We start from the raw sequence: 22,485 nt of genomic DNA, 5'->3' as shown, positions 1-22,485 counted from the left end.
GTCCGGTATGCGTGCCAGCGCTGCCTGCCCCTGCGGGCGCATCGACACCAAGAAACGTCCAGCGACATACGTTGATTGCTGCGGTCGTTTCGTGGCGCACTTTGACACCACACCTGCCCCAGATGCCGAACACCTCATGCGTTCGCGCTACAGCGCGTTTGTGCGCGAGCAAGCCAACTATTTGCTTGCCACGTGGCACAGCAGCACGCGTCCTGCATCGCTCGACTTCGATACAGGCGCCAAGTGGTTAGGCCTGGAGGTGCGCGAGCACAAAGTCACAGGGGCTGACACGGCCGAGGTGGAGTTTGTGGCGCGCTATCGCGTGGATGGCCGCGCCGTGCGCCTGCACGAGCGCAGCCGCTTTGTGCGCGAAGATGGCCGCTGGTTTTATGTCGATGGTGACCAGCGCGGATAATTCCCGCATGACATTTGAAGCAGTTTTGTTTGATTGCGATGGCGTGCTGGTTGACAGCGAAGCCATCACCTGCGGTGCCTTGCGCGATATGCTGGATGAAAACGGCTGGCGCTTGAGCTTGGCCGAATGCATGGCGCACTTTGTAGGCCACACCGTGCGCAGCCGCGCTGACTTGATTGAACGTCACACAGGCAAGCCACTGACCGATGCGTTCATGGATGAGTTCTATCGCCGCCGCAACCTTCGCCTAGAAAGCGACATCACTGCCATCGACGGCATTCACGATGCTGTGCGTCATCTGCATGAGCGCTGTGAGGGGCGCATTGCCGTGGCTTCTGGTGCAGACCGTTACAAAGTCGAGATGATGTTGCAGCGTGTGGACCTTGCGCAGTTTTTTGAAGGTCGAATTTTCAGCGGCCATGAAATGCCACGCAGCAAACCTTTCCCTGATGTGTACTTGGCCGCGGCTGCGCATTTGCAAGTTGACCCTGCGCGCTGCTTGGTGGTGGAAGACACATCCGTAGGCATCACGGCGGGGGTGGCTGCGGGCGCGACGGTGTGGGCCTATGCGCCGCCGCTTGCACCCACTGATGTGCTGGTGCAAGCGGGCGCCAAGCATGTGTTTGCCCACATGAACGACTTACGTTTGCCGTCATTGAGCAGCCTCGCCTGAGGTGTGTGGACGCTCAGCCCTGCTGCTGAGCCAAGGCGATGATGTCTTTCGCCTCGACCACCACGCGCCCCTTGTTTTGTCGCGCGGCATTGAGCATGGCTTGGCCCACATCTGCGGTGGTCACGATGGCGTTGGGTGCGAAGCGTCGTATCAATGACAGAAACGGATTCGTCACCCGATAAAACCACTGGTAAAGCGGTGTTTTGGATTGAATGCCATCCAAGGGTTGAATGAGGCCTGGGCGAAACAAATACACGCTTTGAAATGGCAGTTTCTGCAAGTCGTTTTCTGTTTTGCCTTTGATGCGTGCCCACATGCTGGCGCCTTGTTCGCTGCTGTCGGTGCCGGTGCCAGAGACATACGTGAACGTCATGTTGGGGTTCAGTTGCGCAAGCAGACCAGCCACATGCAGTGTGAGTGTGTGCGTCACCTGTGCATACGCATCTTCGGTCATGCCTGAAGATGACACGCCCAAGCAAAAAAAGCAGGCATCAATACCTTGCAGCTCGTGTGCGTGTGTGTCCAGTTGCATCAGATCGGCAAGGATCAGTTGCTGAAGTTTTGGGTGTGTTTGCGCCAGTGGTGTGCGTCCAGCGGTCACGACTTGGTGTACATCCTGGGCTGTCAGGCATTCACGCAAAACACCTTGTCCCACCATCCCGCTGGCGCCAAAAATCAATACTTTCATCACAGTTCCTTTTGATAGTTGCCCAAAATTAGGCTTTGTGCCGGAACGCTTCAGGCGCTTGCCCTGTCCACGTTTTGAATGCGCGAATGAAGCTCTTTTCATTCGAGAACCCCACCTCGTTGGCAATTTGCTTGAGCGGCTTGCGGGTGCGCAGCAGCAGTGTGCGTGCGCGTTGTTCACGCACGCTGTCTTTGAGTTCTTGCAAGCTCGCGCCTTCTTCCTGCAGTTGGCGGTGCAGGGTGCGGGCCGACATGTTCAGCCATGCCGCCAAGTCATCCGCGTTGCGGCTGTGCTCGGGGTGTTGGGCCAAGGCTTGGCGGACTTTCTCCACCAACAAACGGTCACGTCGATAAGGGCGAACGGTCAGCAGCAAGGCGCGTTCCAACATCTGTTGCAGGGCGGCTTCGTCGCGGCGCACGGGCAGTGCCAAGTAGCCCGCATCAAACTGCAAACAGTTGGCCGTCGCATGGAAGTGCGTAGGGCCATCAAACAACACGCGGTAGCTGTCGGCATGTGCGGGTGGTGCAAAGCCCAAGTGCGTGGCGGTGAGCGGGATGCGTGAATCGGTCAGCCAACAGGCCACACCCAGCGCATTGCGCAGCACCGAGACCACGCAAAACTCACGGAACACACCGAGGTCCCGCACCTCATCCAGTTGCAAAGTGGCCACGCCGTTGCGCTCGGTCAAGCTCAGGCGAATGTCGTCGGTCAACAGTCCGTGGTGCCTGCACCAACGATTCAATGCCACGCCTAACGTGGGCGAGGTGAGCGAGGCGCGCACCAACATGCCATAGCTGCCCCACGGCAAGCGGCGGCTGAACCAACCTAGGCCTTCGTCATCCAGCTCTTGCATGGCGATGCCCGACATCAACTCCATCTGCATGGCGGTCACGCGGGCACTGTTTTTCTTGAGAAGTTTTGGCTCGATTTGTGCCTTCTTCAGTGCGTCGTCCACGCGCAAGTCGCGCTGTGCGTAAGCAGCGGTAATGGCTTGAATAAATGCGATCGGCGTTTCCGCGCGGCCCAGTGCAGGCGCAGTTTCGGAGGTGGGGTTAGGACTAACCATAAGAAGCCTCATTGTGGCAGGATTTGCAACCCATCTGACGCATGGCGTGGCCGCAAACGGCCTAAGCTTGGCCACAACGCCTTTCAAGGAAAAACACGATGACTGTTTTGCATTCCCAGCTCAACCCACGCTCCGCCGACTTTGCGGCCAATGCCGCTGCCATGCGCACCGTGGTAGACGACCTCAAAGCCCATCTCGAAAAAATTGCCGTCGGTGGCGGCGAGGCTGCACGTGCCAAACACACCGCACGCGGCAAGCTGCTGCCCCGCGACCGCGTGCAAATGCTGCTTGATCCCGGCACACCATTTTTAGAAGTGGCCCCACTCGCTGCGCTCAACATGTACAACAACGACGCACCGTGCGCTGGCTTGATCGTGGGCATCGGCCGCGTCAGCGGTGTGGACTGCATGATTGTGTGCAACGACGCCACCGTCAAAGGCGGCACGTATTACCCGCTCACGGTGAAGAAGCATTTGCGTGCGCAAGAAATTGCGCAGCAAAACAACTTGCCATGCATTTACTTGGTGGACTCGGGGGGCGCCAATTTGCCCAACCAAGACGAGGTGTTTCCTGACCGCGACCACTTTGGTCGCATCTTCTTTAACCAGGCCAATATGAGCGCCCAAGGGTTGGCGCAAATCGCGGTGGTGATGGGCAGCTGCACCGCAGGTGGCGCGTATGTGCCGGCCATGAGCGATGAAACCATCATTGTGAAAAACCAAGGCACCATCTTTTTGGGCGGGCCGCCTTTGGTGAAGGCAGCCACTGGTGAAGTGGTGACGGCCGAAGACCTAGGCGGTGGCGATGTGCACACCCGTCTGTCAGGTGTGGCCGATCACCTCGCGCAAAACGATGTGCATGCGCTGGCGCTGGCACGCCAATGCGTGAAAAGCCTCAACGCGCAAAAGCACCCCAACATTGCCACGCACGCGCCTGTGCCACCGAAGTACGACGCGCAAGAGTTGTATGGTGTCATCCCCACCGACACACGCAAGCCCTTTGACGTGCGCGAAATCATTGCGCGCATCGTGGACGCGTCAGAGTTTGACGAATTCAAAGCGCGTTTTGGAACGACATTGGTGTGCGGCTTTGCCCGCATCGAAGGCATGCCGGTGGGCATCATCGCCAACAACGGCATCTTGTTCAGCGAGTCGGCTTTGAAAGGCACGCACTTCATCGAGCTGTGTTGCCAGCGCAAAATCCCGCTCGTGTTCTTGCAAAACATCACCGGCTTCATGGTGGGCCGTAAGTACGAGAACGAGGGCATTGCACGCAACGGCGCGAAGATGGTCACGGCCGTGGCCACTGCGGCGGTCCCGAAATTCACCGTCATCATCGGTGGCAGTTTTGGCGCAGGCAACTACGGCATGTGTGGTCGTGCGTTCAGCCCGCGCTTTTTGTGGATGTGGCCAAACGCACGTATCTCCGTCATGGGCGGCGAGCAAGCGGCCAGCGTGTTGGCCACGGTCAAGCGTGATGGCATTGAAGGCAAAGGCGGCCAATGGAGCGCCGAAGAAGAGCAAGCCTTCAAAGACCCGATTCGCCAACAATACGAAGAGCAAGGCCACCCTTACTTCGCCACGGCACGCTTGTGGGACGACGGCGTGATTGACCCCGCAGACACCCGTCGCGTGTTGGCTTTGGGCTTGAGCGCGTCGTTGAATGCGCCCATCCCTGAGACCAAGTTTGGTTTGTTCCGCATGTGATGGGGGATTGATATGAGCGCGCTCACCATTACCAATCAAGGTGCGATTCGCACCATCACCCTCAGTCGCCCCGACGTACGCAACGCCTTCAACGACGAAGTGATTGCGGAGTTGAAAGCCGCATTCATCGACGCAGGTCATGCCGCCGATGTGCGCTGCGTAGTGCTAGCTGCAGAAGGTCCCGCGTTTTGCGCAGGTGCTGACCTGAACTGGATGCGCCGCATGGCCGACTACACGCGCGACGAAAACCTCGCCGACGCAGGCCAGCTCGCTGCCATGCTGCGTGCGATTTACGAATGCCCCAAGCCCACCATCGCCCGCGTGCAAGGCGATGTGTTTGCGGGTGGCGTGGGCTTGGTCGCTGCGTGCGACATGGCGGTGAGTGTGGACACTGCGACTTACTGCTTGAGCGAAGTGAAGCTAGGTCTCATTCCTGCCACCATCAGCCCATACGTGATTCGCGCGATGGGTGCGCGTGCGTCGCACCGCTACTTCTTAACAGCCGAGCGTTTCAGCGCGCCCGAAGCGCATCGCATTGACTTGGTGCACGAAGTGGTGGCTGCCGATGCACTGGACGCCAAAGTGGCCGAGCTGACCGGTGCCTTGGTTAGTGCCAGCCCCAACGCCGTGCGTGCCTGTAAACGCTTGGTGCAAGACGTGGCCGAGCGTGAGATTGACGACGCCTTGGTAGCGCACACCGTGGCGGGTATTGCCGACATCCGTTCAAGCGCGGAAGGCAAAGAGGGCGTGCAGTCGTTCTTGCAAAAGCGCAAACCCAATTGGCTACTTTGACGTGACCTACATCGCTTGACCCTTCGCAATTTCACGCCTTGCCTTGAATTTAGAAAGACACACCGTCATGTTTAAAAAAATCCTCATCGCCAACCGTGGCGAAATCGCCTGCCGTGTTGCCGCTACTGCCCGCCGCATGGGCATCAAAACCGTGGCTGTGTATTCGGATGCCGACGCACAAGCCAAACATGTGCAGGTGTGCGACGAAGCCGTGCACATCGGTGGCAGCGCCCCCAAAGACAGCTACTTGCGCTGGGAGCGCATCTTGCAAGCGGCCAAAGACACAGGCGCACAAGCGGTGCATCCAGGCTACGGCTTTTTGAGTGAGAACGAAGACTTCGCCAAAGCATGTGCCGCCGCAGGCCTTGTGTTCATTGGCCCACCAGCCTCTGCCATTTTGGCGATGGGCTTGAAAGCCGAATCCAAACAACTGATGGAAAAAGCAGGCGTGCCCTTGGTTCCCGGCTACCACGCAGCCGACCAAGACCCTGCGTTGCTGCAACGCGAAGCCGACGCAATAGGCTACCCCGCGCTCATCAAAGCCAGCGCAGGCGGTGGCGGCAAAGGCATGCGCGTGGTCAACAGCAGCGCCGAGTTTGCCGATGCATTGGCCAGTTGCAAACGCGAAGCCATCAACAGCTTTGGCGATGACGCGGTGTTGATCGAGAAATACGTGCAACGCCCGCGCCACATCGAAATTCAAGTGTTTGGCGATACACATGGCAACTGCGTGTATTTGTTTGAGCGCGATTGCTCTGTGCAGCGCCGCCACCAAAAGGTGTTGGAAGAAGCCCCAGCGCCCGGCATGACCGAAGCGCTGCGCAAACAAATGGGCGAGGCCGCTGTAGCCGCCGCCAAAGCAGTGAACTACGTGGGCGCAGGCACGGTGGAATTCATCGTGGAGCAAACGGCGTATGACAAGCCCGAGTCCATGAAGTTTTTCTTCATGGAGATGAACACGCGTTTGCAGGTAGAGCACCCCGTGACCGAAGCCATCACTGGTCTCGACTTGGTGGAGTGGCAGCTGCGCGTGGCCAGCGGCGAGCCGCTGCCTTTGCAGCAAAGCGATTTGCGTATTCATGGTCACGCCATCGAAGCACGCATTTGTGCTGAAAACCCTGACAACAATTTCTTGCCAGCCACAGGCACTTTGGCGGTGTACCGCAAGCCTGCGTGCAGCAGCTTTGAAATCCCGAGCACGAGTGGCGCAGGTGCCGCGATCCGCATTGACGACGGCGTGCGCGAAGGTGACAGCATCAGCCCGTTTTACGACTCGATGGTGGCCAAGCTCATCGTGCACGGCGACACGCGTGAGCAAGCGCTGGCGCGTTTGGACGAAGCCTTGTCGCAAACCCGCATTGTTGGCTTGACGACCAATGTGCAGTTCTTGCGCCACATCATCCGCACCGATTCATTCGCCACGGCCAAGCTCGACACCGCTTTGATTCAACGTGAAGAAAAAGCCTTGTTTACGCAAGAGCCTTTGGGCTTGGCACTCACCGCTGCTTCGGTGGTGGCCAACACGCTGCACCGCGAAGAAGCCTTGAAAGGTAACGACCCATTCAGCAGCCGTGATGGCTGGCGTGCTTACGGCGTGGCCACGCGGAACTTTGGTTTTGTGTTTCATGGCGATACACACAATGCGCTGCTGACCTACGCACATGACGGCAGCTTGCAGTTGCAAGTAAATGATGCGCAAGGCGACCTGACCTATCGCGCAGATGGCGATGCCTTGCACATCAGCTTTGCGGGACACACAGCCCGCGTGCAGGTGTTCCACGAAGCGCAAGGCCACGACGATGTGGCCCATGTGTTTGCGCCCCAAGGCGCCACACGCATCACAGTGGTCGACGCTTTGGCCCATGCCGGCGAAGCGCAAGAGGCCGGCGGCCGCTTGACAGCGCCCATGCCCGGCAAGGTGGTGTCGTTTGCGGTTGCCGCAGGTGACAAAGTCAAGGCCGGTCAGCCGTTGGCGGTCATGGAAGCGATGAAAATGGAGCACACCATCGCCGCACCTGCGGATGGTGAAGTGTTGGAGCTGCTCTATGCGCCGGGTGACCAAGTGGCCGAAGGCGAAGAGCTTTTGAAATTGAAGGTTTAACCATGTCCATGAATTTGCCACGTCGCGTCAAGCTGATTGATGTCGGTCCCCGCGACGGCCTGCAAAACGAAAAGCAACCCGTGCCCGCTGCCGTCAAGGTTGAGCTGGTGCATCGCTTGCAAGCGGCGGGGCTGAAAGAGATTGAAGTCACCAGTTTTGTGTCGCCCAAATGGGTGCCACAAATGGCGGACAACGCCGAGGTGATGGCGGGCATTCATCGCGATGCCGGTGTGCGCTACTCGGTGCTCACACCCAATTTGCAAGGCTTTGAGGCTGCGCTTAAAACCAAGCCCGATGAAATTGTGGTGTTTGGTGCCGCTAGCGAAGCCTTTAGCCAAAAGAACATCAACTGCTCGATTGCTGAAAGCATTGAGCGATTCGCGCCCGTGGTCAAAGCCGCACGCGACGCGGGCATCGCTGTGCGTGGCGCGATGAGTTGCACCGTGGGCTGCCCTTATGAGGGCGAGATTTCGCCTGAGCGCGTGGGCTACCTCGCGGGCCTTATGAAGGGCATAGGCATTCAGCGTGTGGACGTGGCGGACACCATCGGTGTGGGCACGCCGCGCAAGGTGCAAGCGGCATTAGAAGCCACGCTGAAACACTACGCGCTCAACGATGTGTCGGGCCATTTTCATGACACCTATGGCCAAGCGTTGGTCAACACGCTGGCAGCATTGCAAGTCGGTGTGTGGAATTTCCAATCGTCAGTGGCGGGTCTCGGTGGATGCCCTTATGCCAAAGGCGCCACGGGTAATGTGGCCACCGAAGATGTGGTCTACATGATGCACGGCATGGGCATTGAGACGGGCATTGATTTGGACAAGCTGATTGACGCTGGCGTGTTCATTAGCGAGGCCTTGGGGCGCAAGCCCAATTCCCTCGTCTCACGCGCGGTTTTGAACAAACGCGCGGCTTGAGAGGCGACGTTCGCTGACAATGCTCCCATGTGTGGAAGCGAACTCACCCCCAAACCTCAAGGCCTCACGCCGGCTGACTTGCGCTTGAGCGCGCAGGCTAAGCGCGTGCTGCAAAGCACCGAGGCGCCGCCATCTCCCTGTATCTCTATTTGCCGCATGTCGGATGACACCACCTTCTGCCAGGGTTGTTGGCGCACGCTAGATGAAATTGGTGGATGGGCACAACGCGCGGCCGATGATAAGCGCGTGGTATGGCAGCTTATTGGAGAGCGTTTGGCTGCACATGCGGCTTCGTAATTCGTGCTCCGTCATGTCCCCTTGCGTGACGAGGCCTTGAACATCTAAAGACGTCTGCCATGAAAACCATCACCTGCTACCTCGATTTCATTTCGCCCTATGCCTACCTCGCGTTTGAGGCTTTGCCCAAAAGCCTGATGGGCGTGAGCCATCGCATGGTTTACAAGCCGGTGTTGTTTGCAGCGATGCTCAAACACAACGGACAACTTGGACCCGCTGAAATTCCAGGTAAGCGTGAGTGGACGTATCGCCAAGTGCTGTGGCAAGCCAAGCAACTCGCCGTGGCGATGGACATGCCTCAATCGCACCCATTCAATCCGTTGTCCTTGTTGCGTTTGGCTGTGGCCTGCAGCTCTGATGGCGAGTCCAACCGCTATGTGTGCGAAACCATCTTCAAACACGTGTGGCAGGGCGGTGCACCTGCCGATGATGCTCAGCGCTTGCAGGCCTTGACGCAACAACTCGGACCTCAACGCTCAGTCGACGCGCCAGAGGTGAAAGAGCAGCTCAAAGCCAACACCGAAGAGGCCATCGCGCGTGGCGTGTTTGGCGTGCCTACTTTCTGTGTCGATGACAAAGTGTTCTGGGGCTTGGATGCCTTGCCTATGATGCGGGCCTACCTTGATGGAGATCAATGGTTTGACCACGCCTGGGATGCCGCTGCAAGCATCCAGCAAGGCGTCAAGCGTTGAATCAGGGCATTGCCCTGACAATGCCTTATGCCCAACGCTTTTAATTTCTCTGCCTCCCCGTTTGACTGCTTAACGCCTGACCAACAGCGCTTGGTGCGCGACAGTGTGGACGTGGTCTATCACCCCGAAGGGGACGTGATTCTGGAGGTGGGCACCGCGCCCACGCACCTGTTTGTCATCATCAAAGGCTTTGTCACGCAGTACGACGGCGACGAAGTCATCACCACGTACGGGCCCGACGACACCTTTGATGGTCGCGGTTTGGTGGCGGGTAAAACCAGCGACAAATTTGTGGCGCAAGAAGAGGTGGTGGCCTATCAGTTGGCACGCAAAACCGTGACCGATTTGATTGCCAGCAACGCCACCTTTGGTGCCTTGCTGTTTTCGGACCTGAGCAACAAACTCACCGCGCTGTCGCAACGACAAAGCCAACACGAGTTGCAGTCACTCACGCTGTCGCGGGTGGACGAAGCCTTTGTGCGCCCGGCGCATTTCGTGGAAATGGATGCTGATGTGGTGTCGGTGGTGAAGGTGATGCAAGCGAAGCGCACCAAGTGTGTATTGGTCCGTGACCGCAGTGTCACGCCAGATCGCGTGGGCGTGTTTACCGCTTCGACCTTGCAGCGCGCCATCTTGAACGGTACGCCGCTAGAGCAGCAAAAAATAGGTGACCTCGCCAACTTCCAAATCATTGCCGTGCGTCCGTCTGACCAAGTGGGCGATGCCTTGGCCCTGTTGCAACGTCACCGTGTGCACCGCTTGGTCGTGATGGACGACCATGTCGTGGGCGTGTTGGAGGCCTTGGATTTGTTCAGCTTCTTGTCCAACCACTCCCACCTCATCACGGTGCAGGTCGAAGCGGCCACCGACATCGACGGCTTGGCGCAAGCGGCCACGCAGATCACCCGCATGGTCACCACGCTGTACCGCAGTGGCACACGTGTGAGTTTGATTGCGCGTTTGGTGCAAGATCTGAACGCGCGTTTGTTTGAGCGTGCGTGGCAACTGATTGCGCCCGCAGATTTGGTCGCCAACAGTTGTTTGTTTGTGATGGGCAGCGAAGGGCGCGGCGAGCAGCTGCTCAAGACCGATCAAGACAACGGCCTGATCTTGCGCGATGGCTACACGCCACCCGACAACCTCGATGCGATTTGCCAAGACTTCTCCAATGCTTTGACGGCTTTTGGTTATCCCGAGTGTCCGGGTCACATCATGGTGAACAACCCCATGTGGCGCAAGACTGCCTATGACTTTGGGCAGATGGTGAAGCAGTGGTTGCTCATGCCCGATGCCAACAGCTTGATGAATTTGGCCATCTTCTTAGATGCTCATGCCGTGTGTGGCGATGTGCACCTGTTGCAAGATGCGCAGCTCGTGTTGCAACGTTTGGCCACAGATAACGATGCCATGTTGGCGCGCTTTGCCGCATCGATTGACGCCTTTGGCAATAGCCAAGGCTGGTGGAACCGTTTGCTAGGGCTGGATGACCAACAAGGTTTGCACCTCAAGAAAGAGGGCATCTTTCCGTTGGTGCACGGCGTGCGCAGCTTGGCCTTGGCCGAGCATTTGCAAGAGACCAGCACCACGGCGCGCATCGAAACCTTGGTGGCGCGCAACGTCATCACTCCGGCGCTGGGTGCTGACCTCACGCAGAGCTTGCATTTCTTGATGGGCCTGAAGCTCAAAGCTGGCGTGACTGAAATGGAAACACAACGCGAGGTGTCGGGCTTGGTCAACGTCGGCAAACTCTCGACCTTGGAGCGCGATTTGCTCAAAGACGCGTTGGGTGTGGTGAAGCATTTCAAAGCCTTGTTGCGCAGCCGATTCAAACTTGACACCCTGTGATGATTTCGTTTCTTTCTCCTTTGCAGTGGTGGCGCTCACTCAAGCGCGAGTGGTTGATTTATCACCTCGGTTTGCCTGAGTTTCGTTTCATGTTTGACGCCCCACCGCCCAATGAGTGGGTGTCGTTGGACTGCGAAACCACGGGCTTGAACGTCAGCTCGGATGAAATTATTTCGATTGGCGCGGTGCGCATCGTGGGCAACAAAATCATGACCAGCGAACGCTTTGAAGTGTTGGTGCGTCCCGAGCGCGGCGTATCTGCTGACAGCGTGCGCATTCATCGTTTGCGAGGCCAAGATGTGGCCCAAGGTTTGCCCGCAGATGAAGCCATGAAGCAGCTCATGCGCTTTATTGGTAGCCGTCCTTTGGTGGGCTACTTTTTAGAGTTTGATGTGGCCATGCTCAACCGAGCCATTTGGCCGCTCTTGGGTCAGGGCTTGCCACAGCACAAGATCGAAGTCTCGGCGATGTACTACGACCACAAGTTTCGCCAGATGCTGCCTTATGAGCAGCAGACCAACCCCAACATCGATTTGCGGTTTGCTACGTTGATGTCGGATTTGGATTTGCCTGTGCGTGAGGCGCACGATGCTTTGAATGACGCTGTGATGGCTGCCATGGCGTTCATTAAGTTGCGTCAACTGCGGGGCGGTTGATTTGTTGTCTTCCCTTCGTTGGCGCGCGAGGTGAGGTAGGCGACACGGCTTACATCGCTGCGCGACGAATGGCGCCGTATTCGCCTACCCCACCTCACACGCCTAAGCCAAAGAAGCAAAGAGAATCGACATAAAAAAACCGAGCACGCATGCTCGGTTTTCGTAAGGCCTGAGCCCCGAAGGGCTCAGTTGCAGAAGGTCTTAGTGACCCGATGCACCAGAAGCGCCGTAGCCAGTTTCCGAACGCACTTGTTGTGCGGCGAACGCTGCGCGCTCTTTCTTGGCTTGTTCGCTGTTGTCCAAGATGGAGAACAACCAGATGCCCACGAAGCCAATGGTCATCGAGAACAAGGCAGGTGAGGCATAAGGGAACCATGCTGAACCCTTTGGGTTGCCCAGTGCGGCTTCCCACACAGAAGGCGACACCACGGTCAAAGCCACAGAAGAGATCAGACCTAAGAAGCCACCGATGACGGCGCCTTTGGTCGTGCAATCTTTCCACAGCACAGACATGAACAACACAGGGAAGTTAGCCGACGCGGCAATCGCGAAAGCCAAGGCCACCATGAAGGCGATGTTTTGCTTTTCAAACGCAATGCCCAACACCACAGCCACGACGCCGAGCGCCAAGGTGGTGATGCGAGACACGCGCAATTCAGACGCGCTGTCAGCGTTGCCCTTCTTGAACACCGTCGCGTACAAGTCGTGTGACACAGCAGATGCGCCAGACAAGGTCAAGCCAGCCACCACAGCCAAGATGGTTGCGAAGGCCACGGCAGAGATGAAGCCGAAGAACACGTCGCCGCCAACAGCCTTCGCCACCAGCACCGCCGCCATGTTGGCGCCACCGGCTTTGAGTTGTGCGTTCAATTCAGGGTTGGTGATCACCAAAGTGATGGCGCCGAAACCGATGATGAAAATCAACACGTAGAAGTAGCCAATCCATGTGGTTGCCCAGAACACAGATTTACGAGCTTCTTTGGCATCAGGCACCGTGAAGAAGCGCATCAAGATGTGTGGCAAACCAGCAGTACCGAACATCAAAGCCATACCGAAAGAAATGGCAGAGATCGGGTCCTTGATGAAGCCGCCTGGGCCCATGATGGACATGCCAACTTTGGCGGCATCAGTTGCATTGGCTTTGTCCAACGCAGCAGAGGCAGCAGCAGCGGCTTCAGGTGTGGCAGCGGCAGCTGCAGAGGCGGTGGCCGCTGCAATGGCAGCTTCCTTGGCAACGCCAGCCAAAGCTGTTTTCACTTCAACGCCTTTGGCAAACAAAGCTTCAGGGCTGAAACCGAATTGCGCCAAGACCATGAAGGCCATGAAGGTCACACCGGCGAGCAGCATGATGGCTTTGATAATTTGCACCCATGTTGTGGCAGTCATGCCGCCGAACAACACGTACACCATCATCAATGCACCGACCAACACCACGGCGATCCAGTAGTCCAAACCGAACAACAGTTTGATCAATGAGCCCGCGCCCACCATTTGAGCGATCAAATAGAAAGCCACCACCACCAACGTGCCAGAGGCAGCAAAGGCGCGGATCGGGGTTTGAGCGAAGCGGTAGCCTGCCACGTCGGCAAACGTGAATTTGCCCAAGTTGCGCAGACGCTCGGCCATCAAGAAGGTGATCACAGGCCAGCCGACCAGAAAGCCGATGGAGTAGATCAAGCCGTCATAGCCCGATGCCATCACAGCAGCGGAAATGCCGAGGAACGAAGCGGCCGACATGTAGTCGCCCGCAATCGCCAAGCCGTTTTGGAAGCCCGTGATGCCGCCACCCGCTGTGTAGAAGTCAGCAGCAGATTTGGTTTTGGCAGCAGCCCATTTCGTGATGCCCAACGTGGCAATGACGAATGCGCCGAACATGACGATGGCAGTCCAGTTGGTGGCTTGCTTGGTGGTTTCACCCAGGTCAGCACCTGCTGCGAAGGCTGAGCCTGCCGCCAGCGCCAGACAAGCGCCTAAGAGTGTGGAGATTTTTTTCATTTGGTTGCGTCCTCCAAGATTTCCTTGGTCAACGTGTCGTATTCGCTGTTCGCGCGGTTCACATAGATGCCGGTGATCACGATGGTGAAAATGATCACGCCCATGCCCAATGGAATACCTACAGTGGTTACGCCTGCACCGATAGGTTGTGCGAGGAAAGGTTTGTTAAATGCAATCAATGCGATGTAGCCGTAGTACACGACCAACATCAACACGGCGAGGAACCAACCGAAGCCACCACGCTTGGCGCGCAGTTCTTTGTATTTCGGGTGGTTCTGGATCTTGTCGACCACTGGATCACTCATTGTTATCTTCCATTTGGGTTATAAAAAAACGCAAGAAGGATGCTTCCTTCGTTGACTTAGCCATTGTGTAGAAATGGACTGACCAAGCCCTTACGTGTCGTATGGATAAATGGGTGGCGACAGAGGAGAACACCTAAAGATAAATAATTTTTGTCGGTGTAAACCCTTACGCTATTTGGCGAGCAATTTTCGCTTTTAGGGCATGTTTTGGATTCGTATTTCGCATGTAGAAAAAACCGCAGAGGGTTTTTACTTGATTCGGCAATTTCTGCGTTTTTTGATCAGTGTGTGTCAGTGTTGATGCGTCAGAAATTGGTCAGTTTGCCCGCAGATAGTTGCCGCCACAGCCGCGCCTCAGGGGCTGCAATCAAAAGTCTAAGGAGACAAAAAATATGGCAACACTAGACGTCAATCGCCCGATGTCAGCTGAAGAAAAGAAGGTGATCTTCGCTTCTTCATTAGGTACCGTTTTCGAGTGGTACGACTTCTACCTTTACGGTTCACTCGCTGCAATTATTGCGAAGCAATTCTTCAGCGGCTTGGATGAAGGTTCTGCGTTCATCTTCGCTTTGTTGGCTTTTGCTGCCGGCTTCATCGTGCGTCCTTTCGGCGCGATTTTCTTCGGCCGGTTGGGCGACATGATCGGCCGCAAGTACACCTTCTTGGTGACCATTCTGATCATGGGCTTGTCCACGTTCATCGTGGGTATCTTGCCTAACTACGCCAGCATTGGTGTGGCTGCTCCTGTGATCCTGATCTGCTTGCGTTTGCTGCAAGGTCTGGCTTTGGGCGGCGAGTACGGCGGCGCTGCTACATACGTTGCTGAGCACGCACCTCACGACAAGCGCGGTGCTTACACCTCTTGGATTCAAACCACTGCGACCTTGGGCTTGTTCCTGTCGTTGATGGTGATCTTGGGTACACGTACTGCCATCGGCGAAGAAGCATTTGCTGAGTGGGGCTGGCGTGTGCCGTTCATCGTGTCTATCGCTTTGTTGGCCGTGTCGGTCTACATCCGTTTGTCGATGAACGAGTCACCTGCTTTCGTGAAAATGAAGGCAGAAGGCAAAACATCTAAGGCGCCACTGACCGAATCTTTCGGCCAATGGAAAAACCTGAAGATCGTGATCTTGGCCCTCATCGGTTTGACTGCAGGTCAAGCGGTGGTGTGGTACTCGGGTCAGTTCTACGCCTTGTTCTTCTTGACACAAGCGTTGAAAGTGGACGGCGCAACGGCCAACATCTTGGTGGCTGTGTCGTTGTTGATCGGTACGCCTTTCTTCATCATCTTCGGCTCGTTGTCTGACAAGATTGGCCGCAAGCCCATCATCATGTTGGGTTGCTTGTTGGCTGTGTTGACTTACTTCCCCGTGTTCGAAGCACTGACCAAGGCTGCTAACCCAGACTTGTACGCTGCACAACAAAAGAACAAAGTGGTTGTGACCGCTGATGCTGCTGAGTGTTCATTCCAGTTCAACCCCACAGGTACTGTGAAGTTCACCAGCTCTTGCGACATCGCGAAGCAAGTGTTGGCTGCTAGCTCTGTGAGCTACGAAAACGCCGCAGGTGCTGCCGGTACGCCAGCCACCATCAAGATTGGCGAAGTCGAAATCCCTAGCTACAGCTCTAAAGGCTTGCCAGCTGACGAAGCCAAGGCTAAGTCTGCTGAGTTCCGCAAAGCAGTTGCTGAGGCTTTGAAAGCTGCCGGCTACCCAGCCAAAGCTGATCCAGCCAAAGTGGACAAAGTCAAGATCACCATCATCCTCACTTACTTGGTGATTTTGGTGACCATGGTTTACGGTCCTATCGCTGCGATGTTGGTGGAAATGTTCCCAACACGTATCCGTTACACCTCTATGTCTCTGCCTTATCACATCGGTAACGGCTGGTTCGGCGGCTTGCTGCCCACCACCGCTTTCGCGATCGTGGCGCAGACCGGCAATATGTACAACGGCTTGTGGTACCCAATCATCATCGCTGGTATGACCTTCGTCATCGGCATGATCTTTGTGAAAGAAACCAAAGACGTCGACATCTACGCTGACGACTAAGCCAATGTAAGCAACCTAGGGAGACCTAGGTGCTACATTCAAGCCCTCCCTAGTGGAGGGCTTTTTACTGATTTCGGAGATTTGATATGTTGAAAATTTTTGTGGGTTTCGTCATCTTCGCGGCACTGGCCATGTTCGTCATTTTCAAAGGTGGCGACAGCTTGGACATGGGCGGAGAGAAGCACGGCGAGGAGGCGATCCATGCGCCTGCTGAAGCTGCATCTGTCGCGGCCTCTGGCGCGTCTGCCGACGCTTCTGCTGCCAAGTAATTTTTCGTTACTTTGCTCAGTCAAAACGCCACGGCTGGTCCGTGGCGTTTTGCTTGGTGTTGACCTGTGGGGCACTCAAAGATTGATGGATTGAATGCTTAAGACTGGCAATGCCCCGATGCAGAGCAGGACCCGTGTGAATCCCTAGAATATTGGCCACACTTCAAAAGGTCCCGCCATGACAGGCACCATCCGCATTCGTGGCGCACGCCAACACAACCTCAAAAACTTAGACCTCGACATTCGCACCGGCGAGCTCACGGTGGTTACCGGCCCCAGTGGTTCGGGCAAGTCAAGTTTGGTGTTTGACACCTTGTACGCCGAAGGCCAGCGTCGCTATGTGGAAACCTTCAGCGCTTACGCGCGTCAGTTTTTAGACCGCATGGACCGCCCCGCCGTCGATAAGGTGGAAGGCGTGCCCCCCGCGATTGCGATTGATCAGACCAACCCCGTGCGCAGCTCGCGCTCCACCGTGGGCACGATGACCGAGCTGAACGACCACTTGAAGTTGCTCATCGCACGTGCCGGTAGTTTGTTTGACCGCCAAACCGCACAGCCCGTGCAGCACGACACGCCGCAAACCATTTATGCCGAGCTGCAACGCCGCTGCGCAGCACAACCGCAAGACCCGCGCCTCATCATGACCTTCCCAGTGGAGTTGCCCGCCAACACCACAGCGGCCGAGGTGGAGCAGTGGCTCAGTGCGAGCGGCTTTACCCGTATTCACGCTGAGCGCGAAGTGGCCACTCCCACTGGCCCACGCAAATTGCTAGATGTGGTGGCCGACCGCTTCAAGCTGGGTAACACCGAACAAGCCCGTGTGGTGGAAGCGATTGAGCTGGCCATCAAACGCGGCGGTGGCCGATTGAATGTGTATTGGTCCTTGGACGCAGAAGCCACACCTGAACTTTGGCGCTTCTCCACGGGCTTGCATTGCCCTGACAGCGATCTGCGCTACAGCGACCCCATCCCCTCAATGTTTTCGTTCAACTCTGCCGTGGGTGCCTGCGAAACCTGCCGAGGTTTTGGCCGCGTCATTGGCGTGGACTACGGGCTGGTGATACCCAATGACAAGCTCACCTTGCGCGCAGGCGCGATCAAAACCATCCAAACCCCAGCATGGGTGGAGACGCAAGAAGACCTCATGCGCCACGCCGAAGCCGAGGGCATTCCGCGTGATACGCCTTGGTACAAGCTGAGCCAAGAACACAAAGACTGGGTGATTCACGGCTCGCCTTTGTGGAAAGGCAAGTGGAACCACCAGTGGTATGGCGTCAAACGCTTCTTTGAATACTTGGAGAGCAAGTCGTACAAGATGCACATCCGCGTGCTGTTATCTAAGTACCGCAGTTACACGCCGTGTGGAACTTGCGCGGGCGCACGTTTGAAAACCGACAGCTTGCTATGGCGCATCGGTACCAAAGAGCATGCCGACGCCGTGCTGCCCCCCGCCAAACGCTTCATGCCGCAAGGCGTGCAATGGACACGCGCGCAACTCGAAGCCATGCCCGGTTTGTGTCTGCATGACTTGATGCTCTTGCCCATCGACAAGTTGCACCAATTTTTCAATGCCACTCAGGTGGATGTGGCAGGCGCAGACGCGCAAGCCTTGCACTTGCTGATGGACGAAATTCGCACGCGCTTGAAATACCTTAGTGATGTGGGCATTGGCTACCTCACGCTTGACCGCCAAAGCCGCACGCTCAGTGGCGGCGAGGTGCAACGCATCAACCTCACCACGGCGTTAGGCACCTCGTTGGTCAACACCTTGTTTGTGCTGGACGAGCCCAGCATCGGCCTGCACCCACGCGACATGAACCGCATCAACGAAGCCATGCTGCGCCTGCGCAATGCGGGCAACACGCTGGTAGTGGTGGAGCACGACCCTGCGGTGATGATGTGTGCTGATCGCATCATCGACATGGGTCCAGGCCCCGGCGTGAAGGGCGGGCAGATTGTGTTTGACGGCACAACCGAAGCCCTGAAATCAGCCGACACACTCACGGGCGCGTACTTGGGCGCACGCAAAACCATTGGCCTTGGTCTCAAGCGTTTGGTCACTGACAACACACCGCGTTTGATTCTTGAAGGTGCACGCGAGCACAACCTGCAAAACCTCAGCATCGAATTTCCGCTGCAACGCTTGGTGTGTATCACCGGCGTCAGCGGCTCGGGCAAGTCCACGCTTATTCAAGACGTGCTCACGCCCGCCTTGTTGCGTCACTATGGCCGTGCCACAGAAACACCTGGCGCACACGACCGTTTGCTAGGTGCAGACTACTTGAGCGATGTGGTGTTTGTGGACCAGTCGCCCATCGGTAAAACCGCGCGTTCCAACCCTGCCAGCTACGTGGGTGCATGGGACGCAGTGCGCGAAATCTTCGCTGTAGCACCCTTATCTAAACAGCGCGGCTACACAGCCTCCAAGTTCAGTTTCAACAGCGGCGATGGCCGTTGCCCCACCTGCGGTGGCTCAGGTTTCGAGCACGTAGAAATGCAGTTCTTAAGCGATGTCTACCTAAGATGCCAAGACTGCAATGGTCAACGCTACAGACCCGAAATCCTAGAAGTCCGCATTGAGCGCGAAATTCGTGGCGTGGCTGCGGGGGTGACGGCGCAGCGACATTCTGAGCGAAGCGAAGAGGAGCAAGACGTTGCCCCCGCAGTCACGACACGAATCACCCTCAACGTGGCAGATGTGTTGGAGCTCACAGTCGGTGAAGCGCTGGAGATTTTTGCGGGAGATCGTGAGGTCGTGCGTACGTTGCAACCGATCGTCGATGTGGGATTGGACTACGTGAAGCTGGGGCAGCCAGTGCCCACACTCAGCGGCGGAGAAGCGCAACGATTGAAGCTAGCCGGCTTCTTGGCCGAGGCCGCCAAAGCCAAAACATCGAGCCGCCAATCGCTCGCTAAAAAAGGCGTGCTGTTCTTGTTCGACGAACCTACTACCGGCCTGCACTTTGACGACATCGCCAAACTCATGCGCGCCATGCGCCGCTTGTTGGAAGACGGTAACTCGCTCATCGTCATTGAACACAACCTCGACGTCATCCGTGCCAGCGATTGGCTCATTGACCTCGGCCCCGAAGGCGGTGACGCCGGTGGCTTGTTGGTGGCCGAAGGCACGCCCGAAGTGGTACGTTTGCATCCCACATCGCACACAGGCAAGGCCTTGCGCGATTACGCAGCGTCGATGGGCGTGGTGTACGAAATTGATGGCGAGAAGGCCTCTGCTGGTCTGCTAGCCGCTGAAGACACGGCAAGGTTTGCAAAGGCTGCGCGTGGTGTTTCAATTGCCGATGGCGCGATTCAAATCATCAACGCCAAAGAACACAACCTCAAAAACCTGAGCGTGAATATTCCACGCGGCAAGTTCAACGTCATTACGGGCGTTTCTGGCTCGGGCAAGTCCACGCTCGCGTTTGATATCTTGTTTAACGAAGGCCAGCGGCGCTATTTAGAAAGCCTCAACGCCTACGCACGCAGCATCGTGCAGCCCGCAGGTCGCCCTGAAGTGGATGCGGTGTACGGCATTCCGCCTACGGTGGCGATTGAGCAGCGCTTGAGCCGCGGTGGCCGCAAGTCCACCGTGGGCACGACCACCGAGGTGTGGCACTTCTTGCGGTTGTTGTACGTGAAGCTCGGCACACAGCATTGCACGCACGATGGTGCGGCGGTGCAGCCGCAAACGGCCGAGCGCATTGCGGCGCAGCTGATGCGTGAGTTCAAAGGCCAACACATTGGTTTGATGAGCCCCTTGGTGATGAACCGCAAAGGCGTTTACACCGAACTGGCCGATTGGGCGCGTCCGCGCGGCTACACGCACTTGCGTGTGGATGGCCATTTCTTGCCAACTAACGGCTTTCCACGTTTGGACCGGTTCAAAGAGCACACCATCGAGTTGCCAGTGGCCAGTCTTGAGGTGTCTGCGCAAAACGAAACAGCGTTGCGCCTGGCACTGACCATCGCACTTGAGCACGGCAAAGGCGTGGTGCATGTGCTGAGCCAGCTCGACGGCTTGCGCGAAGCTATGGAGGCGGGCACAGACACCAACAGCATTGGCCGTTTGGATGTTTACTCCACCAAGCGCGCCTGCCCCGTGTGCGACACCTCGTATGCCGAGTTGGACCCGCGCTTGTTCTCTTACAACAGCAAACACGGTTGGTGCCCCGACTGCGTGGGCACAGGCGTGAAGCTCAACAAAGACCAACGCAAAGTGTTGGACGACTCGGTACGCGACGACAAAGACAAAGGCCGCGAGCAAACCTTTGCTGAGCCCGATGTCGACGATTTGGTCGATGTAGCGTGTCCGACATGCGAAGGCACACGCCTCAACGCCACGGCTCGCGCCGTGAAGTTTGCAGGCGTAGGCATCACCGACATTGCACGTTTGAGCGTGACCGAGATTCGCAAGTGGGTCGAGAAGCTAGCCATGACGGGGCGTGATGGCGACATTGCCCGCGACCTGTTGCCAGAAATCAAGAGCCGATTGGAATTCTTAGAGCAAGTCGGTTTGAACTACCTCACGCTAGACCGTGGCGCACCCACGCTCAGCGGCGGCGAGGCACAACGCATTCGTTTGGCTGCGCAGCTGGGCAGCAACTTGCAAGGCGTTTGCTATGTGTTGGATGAGCCCACGATTGGCTTGCACGCGCGTGACAACCAAATTTTGTTGAACGCACTGCATTTGCTCAGCGACAAAGGCAACACGCTGGTGGTGGTGGAGCACGACGAAGACACCATTCGCCGTGCGGACCACATCATTGACATTGGGCCTAGCGCGGGTAAGCGGGGCGGGCGATTGATGGGTGAGGGTTCTGTGAAGAACATCACCGATCAAGCGGAGTCGCAAACGGGGCGTTACTTGTTGCATGCGATGCGGCATCCGTTGCAGGCGCGTCGTGCAGTGGCTGGCGCCGAGTTGAATTGGCTGTCGCTTGAGGGAGCATCGCTGCATAACTTGAACGATGTGAGCGTGGAAATTCCGCTCAAGCGTTTGGTGGCTGTGACTGGTGTGTCGGGTTCGGGGAAGTCCACGATTGCACGCGACGTGTTATTGCACAACGTGGCAGCAGCCGTGGCGCAGCGTTCTACACAGGCGGGGCGCAAGTTGGATGAAGAAGGTAAGCATCCTGCTTGGTTGGGATGCACAGGGCTCGACGGCTACCAAACCATCGACCGCGTGTTGGAAGTGGATCAAACGCCGATTGGCAAAACGCCGCGTTCATGCCCAGCGACCTACATTGGTTTTTGGGACACGATTCGCAAGCTGTTTGCCGAAACACTCGAGGCCAAAGCACGCGGTTACGGCGCTGGGCGCTTTAGCTTTAACACCGGTGAAGGGCGCTGCCATACCTGCGAAGGCCAAGGCCTGCGCACGATTGAGATGAGCTTTTTACCCGATGTAAAAGTGCCGTGCGAAACCTGTCGTGGCGCTCGCTTCAACCCCGAGACCTTGGCCGTGAGTTGGCGCGGCAAAAGCATTGGCGATGTGTTGCAAATGGAAGTGGACGAGGCGGTGGAATTCTTCGCCACCATGCCCAATATCGCGCACCCTTTGCAACTGCTCAAAGATGTGGGCTTGGGTTACCTCACGCTAGGTCAGCCGTCACCTACGCTCAGCGGCGGTGAAGCGCAGCGCATCAAGCTGGTGACGGAGCTGAGCAAAGTGCGTGACGACGTGACACGCCGAGGCAACAAAGCGCCGCACACGCTGTATGTGTTGGACGAGCCCACGGTGGGCCTGCACATGGCCGACGTGGATAAGCTCATTCGTGTGCTGCACCGTTTGGTGGATGGCGGTCACAGTGTGGTGGTGATTGAGCACGACCTCGACGTGATTGCCGAAGCCGACTGGATCATTGACCTTGGGCCTGAGGGCGGTGATGGCGGCGGCTTGATCGTGGCGGCAGATACGCCAGAGGCGGTGGTGGCGTTGGGGACGCACACGGGGGTTGCTTTGAAGCCGGTGTTGGCTCGTACGTAACGATTTTTTGTTGCGCTACGTGTTGGGT

The 22,485-nt window shown here is 57.1% G+C and carries 17 protein-coding genes; 13 read left to right on the top strand and 4 right to left on the bottom strand.

The genetic code is table 11. The features are described 5' to 3' along the window. The first annotated feature begins 7 nt into the window (after nucleotides 1-7). The gene (locus LINBF2_RS11640) at nucleotides 8-415 is read left to right on the top strand and encodes a YchJ family metal-binding protein (RefSeq protein WP_281889067.1); all 408 of its coding nucleotides are present in this window, start codon (nucleotides 8-10) and stop codon (nucleotides 413-415) included. A gap of 7 nt (nucleotides 416-422) precedes the next feature. After that, nucleotides 423-1,088 (top strand): HAD family phosphatase, encoded by a 666-nt coding sequence (locus LINBF2_RS11635; protein WP_281889065.1) that lies wholly within the window; start codon nucleotides 423-425, stop codon nucleotides 1,086-1,088. Between the two features lie 13 nt (nucleotides 1,089-1,101). Here LINBF2_RS11635 and LINBF2_RS11630 read toward each other — a convergent pair whose 3' ends face one another. Further along, nucleotides 1,102-1,776: an NAD-dependent epimerase/dehydratase family protein gene (locus LINBF2_RS11630; RefSeq protein WP_281889063.1), complete on the bottom strand. Its 675-nt coding sequence runs from the start codon at nucleotides 1,774-1,776 to the stop codon at nucleotides 1,102-1,104. A gap of 28 nt (nucleotides 1,777-1,804) precedes the next feature. Continuing rightward, entirely contained in the window at nucleotides 1,805-2,842 is a 1,038-nt protein-coding gene (locus LINBF2_RS11625; RefSeq protein ID WP_281889061.1) for an AraC family transcriptional regulator, read from the bottom strand. A gap of 98 nt (nucleotides 2,843-2,940) precedes the next feature. Between LINBF2_RS11625 and LINBF2_RS11620 the strand changes: the two genes are divergently transcribed. The 8 genes from LINBF2_RS11620 to LINBF2_RS11585 all read left to right on the top strand — a co-directional run bounded on the left by LINBF2_RS11620 (nucleotide 2,941) and on the right by LINBF2_RS11585 (nucleotide 11,848). Continuing rightward, entirely contained in the window at nucleotides 2,941-4,548 is a 1,608-nt protein-coding gene (locus LINBF2_RS11620) for a carboxyl transferase domain-containing protein (RefSeq protein WP_281889059.1), read from the top strand. Between the two features lie 12 nt (nucleotides 4,549-4,560). Further along, nucleotides 4,561-5,340 carry an enoyl-CoA hydratase/isomerase family protein gene (locus LINBF2_RS11615; protein WP_281889057.1) on the top strand — a complete coding sequence of 260 codons (780 nt, stop codon included), beginning with the start codon at nucleotides 4,561-4,563 and terminating at the stop codon, nucleotides 5,338-5,340. Between the two features lie 67 nt (nucleotides 5,341-5,407). After that, nucleotides 5,408-7,441, top strand: coding sequence for an acetyl/propionyl/methylcrotonyl-CoA carboxylase subunit alpha (locus LINBF2_RS11610; RefSeq protein WP_281889055.1), 2,034 nt, complete (start codon nucleotides 5,408-5,410; stop codon nucleotides 7,439-7,441). An 8-nt stretch (nucleotides 7,442-7,449) separates the two neighbouring features. Then, nucleotides 7,450-8,358, top strand: a complete 909-nt coding sequence (locus tag LINBF2_RS11605; RefSeq protein WP_281891333.1) for a hydroxymethylglutaryl-CoA lyase — start codon at nucleotides 7,450-7,452, stop codon at nucleotides 8,356-8,358. Nucleotides 8,359-8,385: 27 nt separating this feature from the next. After that, nucleotides 8,386-8,655: a DUF1289 domain-containing protein gene (locus LINBF2_RS11600; protein ID WP_281889053.1), complete on the top strand. Its 270-nt coding sequence runs from the start codon at nucleotides 8,386-8,388 to the stop codon at nucleotides 8,653-8,655. A gap of 59 nt (nucleotides 8,656-8,714) precedes the next feature. Next, nucleotides 8,715-9,347: a 2-hydroxychromene-2-carboxylate isomerase gene (locus tag LINBF2_RS11595; protein WP_281889051.1), complete on the top strand. Its 633-nt coding sequence runs from the start codon at nucleotides 8,715-8,717 to the stop codon at nucleotides 9,345-9,347. A gap of 27 nt (nucleotides 9,348-9,374) precedes the next feature. Continuing rightward, entirely contained in the window at nucleotides 9,375-11,192 is a 1,818-nt protein-coding gene (locus LINBF2_RS11590; RefSeq protein ID WP_281889049.1) for a DUF294 nucleotidyltransferase-like domain-containing protein, read from the top strand. Then, nucleotides 11,192-11,848, top strand: coding sequence for a 3'-5' exonuclease (locus tag LINBF2_RS11585; RefSeq protein WP_281889047.1), 657 nt, complete (start codon nucleotides 11,192-11,194; stop codon nucleotides 11,846-11,848). Before LINBF2_RS11590 ends, LINBF2_RS11585 begins: the two co-directional genes overlap by 1 nt. Nucleotides 11,849-12,049: 201 nt before the next feature. Here the strand turns inward: LINBF2_RS11585 and LINBF2_RS11580 are convergent, their stop codons facing one another. Together LINBF2_RS11580 and LINBF2_RS11575 are read right to left on the bottom strand one after the other, a co-directional pair. Then, complete coding sequence (locus LINBF2_RS11580) at nucleotides 12,050-13,843, bottom strand: cation acetate symporter (protein WP_104797064.1); 1,794 nt, start codon at nucleotides 13,841-13,843, stop codon at nucleotides 12,050-12,052. Next, nucleotides 13,840-14,148, bottom strand: a complete 309-nt coding sequence (locus LINBF2_RS11575) for a DUF485 domain-containing protein (protein ID WP_104797063.1) — start codon at nucleotides 14,146-14,148, stop codon at nucleotides 13,840-13,842. The genes LINBF2_RS11580 and LINBF2_RS11575 overlap by 4 nt, the downstream gene beginning before the upstream one ends. 392 nt (nucleotides 14,149-14,540) lie before the next feature. On the opposite strand from LINBF2_RS11575, the gene LINBF2_RS11570 reads away from it, so the two are divergent. The 3 genes from LINBF2_RS11570 (at nucleotide 14,541) to LINBF2_RS11560 (ending at nucleotide 22,457) form a co-directional block, all read left to right on the top strand. Beyond that, complete coding sequence (locus LINBF2_RS11570; RefSeq protein WP_281889044.1) at nucleotides 14,541-16,199, top strand: MFS transporter; 1,659 nt, start codon at nucleotides 14,541-14,543, stop codon at nucleotides 16,197-16,199. Nucleotides 16,200-16,285: 86 nt separating this feature from the next. Further along, nucleotides 16,286-16,468 (top strand): hypothetical protein, encoded by a 183-nt coding sequence (locus LINBF2_RS11565; protein WP_281889042.1) that lies wholly within the window; start codon nucleotides 16,286-16,288, stop codon nucleotides 16,466-16,468. Nucleotides 16,469-16,646: 178 nt separating this feature from the next. Further along, a complete protein-coding gene (locus LINBF2_RS11560; protein ID WP_281889040.1) occupies nucleotides 16,647-22,457 on the top strand; it encodes an excinuclease ABC subunit UvrA in 5,811 nt (1,936 codons plus the stop codon). Nucleotides 22,458-22,485: the final 28 nt, after the last annotated feature.

This window comes from Limnohabitans sp. TEGF004 (genome assembly GCF_027924965.1).
Classification (GTDB): Bacteria; Pseudomonadota; Gammaproteobacteria; order Burkholderiales; family Burkholderiaceae_C; genus Limnohabitans.
This window is presented reverse-complemented; position numbering and strand designations above follow the sequence as displayed.

What these genes read in the sequence shown, in the direction of transcription:
- LINBF2_RS11640 (WP_281889067.1), top strand. Translation starts at nt 8, where the DNA reads ATGCGTGCCAGCGCTGCCTGCCCCTGCGGGCGCATCGACACCAAGAAA.
- LINBF2_RS11635 (WP_281889065.1), top strand. Translation starts at nt 423, where the DNA reads ATGACATTTGAAGCAGTTTTGTTTGATTGCGATGGCGTGCTGGTTGAC.
- LINBF2_RS11630 (WP_281889063.1), bottom strand. Translation starts at nt 1,776, where the DNA reads ATGAAAGTATTGATTTTTGGCGCCAGCGGGATGGTGGGACAAGGTGTT.
- LINBF2_RS11625 (WP_281889061.1), bottom strand. Translation starts at nt 2,842, where the DNA reads ATGGTTAGTCCTAACCCCACCTCCGAAACTGCGCCTGCACTGGGCCGC.
- LINBF2_RS11620 (WP_281889059.1), top strand. Translation starts at nt 2,941, where the DNA reads ATGACTGTTTTGCATTCCCAGCTCAACCCACGCTCCGCCGACTTTGCG.
- LINBF2_RS11615 (WP_281889057.1), top strand. Translation starts at nt 4,561, where the DNA reads ATGAGCGCGCTCACCATTACCAATCAAGGTGCGATTCGCACCATCACC.
- LINBF2_RS11610 (WP_281889055.1), top strand. Translation starts at nt 5,408, where the DNA reads ATGTTTAAAAAAATCCTCATCGCCAACCGTGGCGAAATCGCCTGCCGT.
- LINBF2_RS11605 (WP_281891333.1), top strand. Translation starts at nt 7,450, where the DNA reads ATGAATTTGCCACGTCGCGTCAAGCTGATTGATGTCGGTCCCCGCGAC.
- LINBF2_RS11600 (WP_281889053.1), top strand. Translation starts at nt 8,386, where the DNA reads ATGTGTGGAAGCGAACTCACCCCCAAACCTCAAGGCCTCACGCCGGCT.
- LINBF2_RS11595 (WP_281889051.1), top strand. Translation starts at nt 8,715, where the DNA reads ATGAAAACCATCACCTGCTACCTCGATTTCATTTCGCCCTATGCCTAC.
- LINBF2_RS11590 (WP_281889049.1), top strand. Translation starts at nt 9,375, where the DNA reads ATGCCCAACGCTTTTAATTTCTCTGCCTCCCCGTTTGACTGCTTAACG.
- LINBF2_RS11585 (WP_281889047.1), top strand. Translation starts at nt 11,192, where the DNA reads ATGATTTCGTTTCTTTCTCCTTTGCAGTGGTGGCGCTCACTCAAGCGC.
- LINBF2_RS11580 (WP_104797064.1), bottom strand. Translation starts at nt 13,843, where the DNA reads ATGAAAAAAATCTCCACACTCTTAGGCGCTTGTCTGGCGCTGGCGGCA.
- LINBF2_RS11575 (WP_104797063.1), bottom strand. Translation starts at nt 14,148, where the DNA reads ATGAGTGATCCAGTGGTCGACAAGATCCAGAACCACCCGAAATACAAA.
- LINBF2_RS11570 (WP_281889044.1), top strand. Translation starts at nt 14,541, where the DNA reads ATGGCAACACTAGACGTCAATCGCCCGATGTCAGCTGAAGAAAAGAAG.
- LINBF2_RS11565 (WP_281889042.1), top strand. Translation starts at nt 16,286, where the DNA reads ATGTTGAAAATTTTTGTGGGTTTCGTCATCTTCGCGGCACTGGCCATG.
- LINBF2_RS11560 (WP_281889040.1), top strand. Translation starts at nt 16,647, where the DNA reads ATGACAGGCACCATCCGCATTCGTGGCGCACGCCAACACAACCTCAAA.